This window comes from Raineya orbicola, from assembly GCF_002843425.1.
Classification (GTDB): Bacteria; Bacteroidota; Bacteroidia; order Cytophagales; family Thermonemataceae; genus Raineya; species Raineya orbicola.
Window position 1 is genome coordinate 1 of record NZ_NKXO01000068.1, and the last position, 7,093, is coordinate 7,093.

General features: G+C 33.7%; 6 protein-coding genes. 3 read left to right on the forward strand and 3 right to left on the reverse strand.

Going from position 1 to position 7,093, the window contains the following annotated elements; all coding sequences use genetic code 11:
- Positions 1-110: 110 nt before the first annotated feature.
- Entirely contained in the window at positions 111-329 is a 219-nt protein-coding gene (locus tag Rain11_RS13340) for a hypothetical protein (RefSeq protein ID WP_101359869.1), read from the reverse strand.
- 476 nt (positions 330-805) lie between these two features.
- Here Rain11_RS13340 and Rain11_RS13345 point away from each other — a divergent pair, with 476 nt between their 5' ends.
- The 3 genes from Rain11_RS13345 to Rain11_RS13355 are packed head-to-tail and all read left to right on the forward strand — an operon-like array spanning position 806 to position 4,209.
- Complete coding sequence (locus Rain11_RS13345; protein WP_101359870.1) at positions 806-1,960, forward strand: hybrid sensor histidine kinase/response regulator; 1,155 nt, start codon at positions 806-808, stop codon at positions 1,958-1,960.
- A complete protein-coding gene (locus Rain11_RS13350) occupies positions 1,944-2,624 on the forward strand; it encodes an NUDIX hydrolase (RefSeq protein ID WP_165778150.1) in 681 nt (226 codons plus the stop codon). The genes Rain11_RS13345 and Rain11_RS13350 overlap by 17 nt, the downstream gene beginning before the upstream one ends.
- A 31-nt stretch (positions 2,625-2,655) precedes the next feature.
- Positions 2,656-4,209, forward strand: coding sequence for an ATP-binding protein (locus Rain11_RS13355; protein ID WP_101359872.1), 1,554 nt, complete (start codon positions 2,656-2,658; stop codon positions 4,207-4,209).
- A gap of 2 nt (positions 4,210-4,211) precedes the next feature.
- Here Rain11_RS13355 and Rain11_RS13360 read toward each other — a convergent pair whose 3' ends face one another.
- Both Rain11_RS13360 and Rain11_RS13365 read right to left on the reverse strand, forming a co-directional pair.
- Entirely contained in the window at positions 4,212-4,598 is a 387-nt protein-coding gene (locus tag Rain11_RS13360; protein ID WP_101359873.1) for a response regulator, read from the reverse strand.
- Positions 4,599-4,604: 6 nt separating this feature from the next.
- Entirely contained in the window at positions 4,605-6,746 is a 2,142-nt protein-coding gene (locus tag Rain11_RS13365) for a tetratricopeptide repeat-containing sensor histidine kinase (RefSeq protein WP_101359874.1), read from the reverse strand.
- Between the last annotated feature and the right edge of the window lie 347 nt (positions 6,747-7,093).

Below are 7,093 nucleotides of genomic sequence, written 5' to 3' on the forward strand. Positions count from 1 at the left end.
AGCTCTGCTATTTTGACCTGTTTCAGACCTTCTTTCCGTAATTTGAAAACCATATCATATAAAATTGCTCTATCCATAATTTTCTCTTTTTTCTGCAAATATAAATCTTATTATTGATTATCTATAAATATTCCTTTTTTTACTTCGTTGTAGTCTTCATCAAACCAAATCACACAATTAGAGGCTTGGCTCATTAGTTTTACGAGAGCGGGTTCGGTGTTTTTGTTTTTTAGATTGGCTTTGGGCGTATTGCCAAATAATGCCGATATAGCTCTTGCTATGCTACTTTTGCCCCTTAAAATTATTTCAGAGTAAAGTCTTTGCTTCAATCATCTCTTTGAACCTGCCTTCATAAAATTTTGAAAAAATCTGAATAAAAAATACCTGCAACGAAGCTCATTGCAGGTATTTTTACGCAAAAGGTGTGTTTTTACTATACTAAAAATGGCTTTACGCAGGCAAAAAACTTACCAGTGTAATCCCTATCGCCAAAAGTAAGACCACTTCAGCAACATCAAAAACTTTTTTCATAGTTTGGGTTTTAGTTAGAGTAATTATTTTTTCCATAAATTTTGGATTTTGGTGTTTCAGACATAAGACCCCTACAAAACAGAATTGGTTGCAAGAGTGAAAAAAAAACATCAAAAACTTTGCCAAAATATGAGCAAATATTTACAGGGCGACATTTCTTAAATATTTTTCTTGTATCTTATGTTTATCTTACATCTTGTATTTTTCCTCTTATTTCTTAGAAAAATTTATTGCCAAATGAAATTTTATTCTTAAATTGCTTTCAAAAAAAGTAATGTTAGAAACAGTAGCTCAACGAAAAATTGTTCTATACGTTGATGATGAGCCCAATAATTTGAGCAGTTTTAAGGCTGTTTTTCGAAGGCACTACGAAATACACGTAGCCACTTCGGGCGATGAAGGCTTGGAAATTTTACAAAAAATCCCTGTTCAACTTGTCATTACTGACCAAAGAATGCCCAAAATGACGGGGGTAGAGTTTTTAGAAAGAATCAATGAGCAATTTCCTGATGTTACACGTATTTTGCTCACAGGCTACTCGGATTTAGACGCTATAATAGACGCAATCAATAAAGGGAAAATCTTTAAATACATCGCCAAACCTTGGAAAGCAGAAGAGCTCAAAGAAACTATTGATATTGCCTTAGAAATGGCAAATTTGAAAAAACAAAATAAAGCTTTGGTTGAAAACCTTAAAAAGACCAACCGAGAGCTTGATTTATTTGTATATCGTGCCGCTCACGACTTGCGAGGTCCTATTGCCAACCTTTTGGGACTCATCAATCTTACCAAAGCCGAAGAAAATTTGGAAATGATACGCCAATACACACATCTCAAAGAGCAAACTATCAAGCGTTTAGATGGTTTTATCCACGATATTGTCAATTATTCCTCCAATATCCGTTTGGCTATCAAACGTGAAAAGATTGATTTTCAAAAAATTGTTGCAGAAGCTGTACAAAATATCCGCTTTTTACCAAAATTTGAAAAATTAGAAATAGTTATTGAAATTCAACAAGAAAGCGAATTTATTTCCGACCGAGAGCGTTTGATAACCATTTTAGAAAATCTGCTCAAAAATGCCGTGCGTTATAGTGTTTTAGAAAGACAAGAAAAGCCTTTTGTAAAAGTAGCTATTCAAAGTAATAGCGAAAAAGCTACTATTCAAGTAATAGACAATGGTGAAGGTATAGATGCCAAATACCACGAAAAAATTTTTGAAATGTTTTTCAGAGGTTCTCCTAATGCACGAGAAGGTTCTGGTTTAGGACTTTTTATTGCCAAAGAAATTACTGAAAAACTCGGTGGAAACATACAGGTTAATTCTCAGAAAGATGTAGGAAGCACTTTTACGATAGAAATTCCGAACTTTTTGCATATCCGAGAAGAACATAAAGATATTGAATTTGATGATGAAACAAAAACTTGAAGACTCACTCAAATACCAACAATGGCTTAGGACCTTACAAGCCAATGGTATCATAGTAAATAAGATTGAGCCACTACAACTTATTTACAAACCTAATGGTGAAATTATTTTTGCACTTCTTTCTGTAGATGCCCAAGATAAGAACGGCGAAAAACTTCTGCCCGTTGTGCTTTTGCGTGGGCATTTTGTAAGTATTGTAACCGTGCTTATAGAAAAAGAAACGCAAGAAAAATTTTTACTTCTGGTACGTCAGTATCGTATAGCCAACGGTGAATATACTTACGAGCACCCCGCAGGAATGTGTGATAGCTCTACCGATGTTTGGCAAGTAGCTCTCAAAGAAATTGAAGAAGAAACTGGCTTGAAAGTTGAAAAATCTCAACTTCGCTTACTGAACGAAAAACCTCTCTATACTTCACCGGGGCTTTTAGATGAAGGAGGCTATCTCTTTGCTTGTGAAATAGAAATGAGCCAAGAAGATATTTATCACTTTCGTAATAAAAAAACGGGTGCCGAAGGTGAAAGAGAGTTCATTACTACCTATATTTGCCCTATCCAAGAGGCTTTTGGCTTGATGAGTAACCTTACTTCCCAACTTAATTTGATGATGTATTTGTATAAAGATATTGAAATTGACAAAAAAAAGGCTAATTTTGGCTCATAATGCAACTAAATAAAAGCTGAAAAATTGCGTTATGAACCAGCTACCACTACTCCCCACAGGACAGCAAGAATTTAGCGAAATTCGCCAAACGAGGCGTATCTATGTGGATAAAACAGATTTCATCTATCGCCTAATTACTCACAGCAGTTATTTCTTTTTCCTTTCTCGTCCTCGCCGTTTTGGCAAAAGCCTGCTTATCAATACTCTCAAAGAACTCTTTGCAGGCAGAAAAGAACTATTCCAAAAACTTTATATCTACGATAAAATAGATTGGATACCCTACCCTATCATTCATATTGATTGCAGCAAACTTGGATTTAGGGAATTAGGACTGAAATATGCTCTTGAAAATAGATTGCAAGAGATTGCTAATGAATATCAAATTCAACTCTATGAAAATGCTCTTGGCTTGCTATTTGCTGAACTTATCAGAAAACTCTATGAAAAAACTCATTTGAAAGTTGTGATTTTAGTTGATGAGTACGACAAGCCCATTACTGATGTGCTGGAACAAGGTGATAAAAATCAAGCTCACGAAAATAGGGAGGTCTTGCGTATGTTTTACAGCATCGTCAAGGGCAGTTCCGCTTACATTCGTTTTATGTTCCTGACAGGAATTACTCGCTTTACCAAAGTTTCCCTCTTTTCTGACCTCAACAATCTTGTGGATATTACTTTCCACAAAGATTTTCATAATATGCTCGGCTACACACAAAACGAAATACATCACTATTTTACTCCCCATTTGCAATTTATAGCCAAAGAAACAAGTAAAAATATTGACGATTTGTGGAAAGAAATCAAATTTTGGTATAATGGCTATTCGTGGAATGGGAAAGATAAACTCTACAATCCTTTTTCTGTTTTGTGCTATTTAGATGCCCGAGAAGCTCGTAATTTTTGGTTTGAAAGTGGTACTCCCAAAATGCTCATCAACCTGCTCAGAAAAGAATGGCTCTACGATCTACGTAACCTCAAAGCTTCTATGAGCCTCATTAGCAACTTTGATATAGATAACCTCAATCCTGAAACACTACTTTTTCAAACTGGATACCTCACAATTGATAGCATTGATGAATTTGGCGATTTTGTACTCAATTACCCCAACTATGAAGTGGAACTCTCTATGACACAATACCTTATCGGTTCGTATTCCTTCCAAATGAGGCACGCTTCTACTGCCAACCAAATTGCCGCCGCTATCCGTAAAAATGATTTGGAACTGCTAAAAGAAACTATCAATATCCTTTTTGCTGATATTCCTGCCGAAATTTTCATCGCCAATAAAGAAGCCTACTATCATTCAGTTCTATATCTTGCTCTCAAACTTGCAGGTTTCCACATACAAGCTGAAATTAGAACCTCCAAAGGCAGAATTGATGCTGTACTTGCCTACGAAAACAGAATTTACCTCTTTGAGTTCAAACTTGACCAAAATGCCTCTATTGCTCTTGAACAAATCCGAAACAAAGATTATTTCAAAAAATACCTCCACACAGACAAAGAATTGTACCTAGTGGGTATCAATTTCAGCAGTGTAAAAAAAGAAATTGAAAGCTGTGAGGTTATTAAAGTGCCAAAATAAAATTATCTATTACGATTGAGGTGCCTCAAACGCATTTTTACCATCTTAATATACTGCTCAATGAGTTCAGGATTGTAGGGTTTATTCAAAAAGCCTAAATTTTCAACAGCACTGGCTCTTTCCATTAACGAAGGAGCTTCATTGGCAGAAACAAATACAATTTGTGTATGAGGTGATTTTTCTTTGATAAACTTTGCCGCCTCTATGCCATCCATTTGTGTCAGCAAATTTATATCCATAAAAGCCACCGCAGGCTGGTGTTCTTCCGCTTTCTGAACCGATTCTTCACCCGATTGAGCGGTAAGAATATCTTCCAAACCCATATTTTTTAGGTGATGCAAAAATAAATTTTGCAAAACCAAATCGTCATCTACTACTAAAACTTTCATATTAGTTCAAATTTTGTTTGTATTCAAGTTTCTTACAATTGGAATAGAAATGGTTACCGTAGTACCTTCATTCAATTTGCTCTCAATGAATAATTGACCTTTCAAATCTTTTACGGCACTTTTGATGAGTATCAAACCCAGCCCCGTACCTTTCTCAAGTGAAGTGCCTAATTCATTAAAACTTATTTCTTGTCTGATTTTTTCTAAATTTTCGGGTTTTATTCCTATCCCATAGTCTTTAACAATAAAATCGCAATAATTATTGTTTTTTTGTACAATAATATCAATCATTCCGTTGGGTTTGCTGAATTTTACCGCATTACTGATAATATTACGCAAAGCTATCAAAAAAATACTAAAATCTACTTCTACCCACAAATTTTCTTGAAAATGACAATTGATTGCAATATTTTTGATTTTTGCAAACCAGCCAATTTCAAAAATCACTTTCTGCACAAGTTCTTTAGCTTCAAATGTTTGTAATTGTAAAGTTTGTCCTTGCATTTGGGATTTTGCCCAAATCAGGACATTATCTAAAAGTCCAAAAGTGTATTCTGTATTTTTCGCAAGTTCCTCTGAAAGCGGTTTAAGTTCCCGCATAGTCATTTCTTGGTTGTTTATGAGATAAACATAGCCTTTCAAACTGCTCATATAATTACGCAAATCGTGAGAAATAATAGAAAAGAGTTTGTTTTTAAATAAATCTAAATCTTCAAGACTTTTATAATATTCTTTTTGCTTTTTCCAGAATTTATACCCCAAAAATATTAGTCCAAGTAAAAGACTTATGATAATAATAGTTGCCCATTGAAAAACTTGGCTATTGCGAATTTGAGATTGCTGCTTTTCGTTAGTAGCTTTGAGCAGTTCATTTTCCTGTTCTTTCTCTTTTACACGATGCCGAGCTTCTAAATCTACGATTTGCTCTTGCAATGTAATTTTGTAAAGCGAATCCCTAAAACTATCATATTTTTTTAAGTATTCTGATGCCTTATCAAAACTTTTAATAGCCAAATAAAATTCGGTATATTCCCTATTCAGCCTTACGTGATAGTTGATGTAATGCCAAAAATCTGATTTTCTGATACTTTCCAAGTGTTTTTGAAGAAAATCATCAGCCAAATGTAAATTTTTTTCAGCTTTTGCAAACTCTTTTTTTAATCTAAATAGCTTTGCCATTTTTATATACCCCGCAACCGTAATACCCAACTCTTTATACTTTATTGAATAACTAATGTATTCATCAAGAAATTGTTCTGCAATGTCATACTTTCCCGTTTCAGTGTAAATCTCAGCCAAATTACCTTTGGGTATAGCAATCCAAATACTATCTTTGGCTTTTTCAGCAAGCTCTATGGCTTTCTTAAAACTTTTTTCAGCTTCGGGGAAATTGTTGATCCTTTTGTATGCCAATCCCAAACTATTGTGTAGATTTATGACAGCCCTTTCGATACTTTCTGTCTCGTTCAATGTGTACAGCATCTCTCTCAGAATTTCAACAATCTTTTTATACTCTTCTGTTTTGAAGTAGAAAGATACTAATTCAGAAATGATTTTAATCAATTGCTCTTTATCCTCCTGTAAGTTATTTTTCTTATAGAAATCAATAGCTTCCAAAAGTTTAGCCAGAGCCAAATCGTTTCTAAACTCCTTTTGCAATAGTTTATACTCTAAATACAAAACATAAATCTCGTAATTTGTACAAGCAAATTGGGTAGTCATTTCTTTGAGTTTGGAAAGTTCTTGTTTGGCATAAGAAAGTTGATTTTCGTGGTGTAATCCCAACTCTTCGGCTATTCTAGCTCTGAAATAAATCTCTAAACAAGGATTAGCGTGTTTCCCTAAATAAAAAAGTATTTTTCTCGCTAAAATTTTTACGTCAGAAACTTCTTTTGCCTCATACAAGATTTTCTGTAAAAGCACTGCGGCTTTGAATATATCTTCTTTTTCTGAATTTTCAAGGCTATCTAAAATCTTATGTCTTTTTTCGGGAATAGCGGCAAACAGCAGTTTTTCAAAATCTTTTATTTTTCTTACTATTTTTACCACATCTTGCAAATCCTTTTTTTCCAAACTTGCAGGCAAAGTTTGTGCAAGAGAAAAGGTAATAAAACACCCCCAAAACATCAGTAACAATACCAAACGCATAAAAAAGATAGCATAGTTTTGCAAGAGAAATATATGAATTTTTTTTTACAAAAATACTTTTTTCATTATTTTTCAACAAAAATTTCGCCGATTCTACAATTAGTTTCACCGAGAAAAATTGATGTTTTGCCCAAAGTTCAAACAAAAACTTTATTCAAATACTTATTTTTGTACGAAAAAACTAAAAAACAAGGGTTTTATGAACGAAAATCATATTCCTAACGTGAATTATAAGTCTAACTTATTGTTTTCAAGGGATTTAAATAAAAAAACTTAGGGTAATTGAAAAAATGATTAACTTTGAGTTGTACTTTTTAAATATTTAATCATATGAGTCAATTACCTCT

Excerpts from the sequence above, each read along its gene's own strand:
- Rain11_RS13350 (WP_165778150.1), top strand. The coding sequence starts at position 1,944 with ATGAAACAAAAACTTGAAGACTCACTCAAATACCAACAATGGCTTAGG.
- Rain11_RS13360 (WP_101359873.1), bottom strand. The coding sequence starts at position 4,598 with ATGAAAGTTTTAGTAGTAGATGACGATTTGGTTTTGCAAAATTTATTT.
- Rain11_RS13345 (WP_101359870.1), top strand. The coding sequence starts at position 806 with ATGTTAGAAACAGTAGCTCAACGAAAAATTGTTCTATACGTTGATGAT.
- Rain11_RS13365 (WP_101359874.1), bottom strand. The coding sequence starts at position 6,746 with ATGCGTTTGGTATTGTTACTGATGTTTTGGGGGTGTTTTATTACCTTT.
- Rain11_RS13355 (WP_101359872.1), top strand. The coding sequence starts at position 2,656 with ATGAACCAGCTACCACTACTCCCCACAGGACAGCAAGAATTTAGCGAA.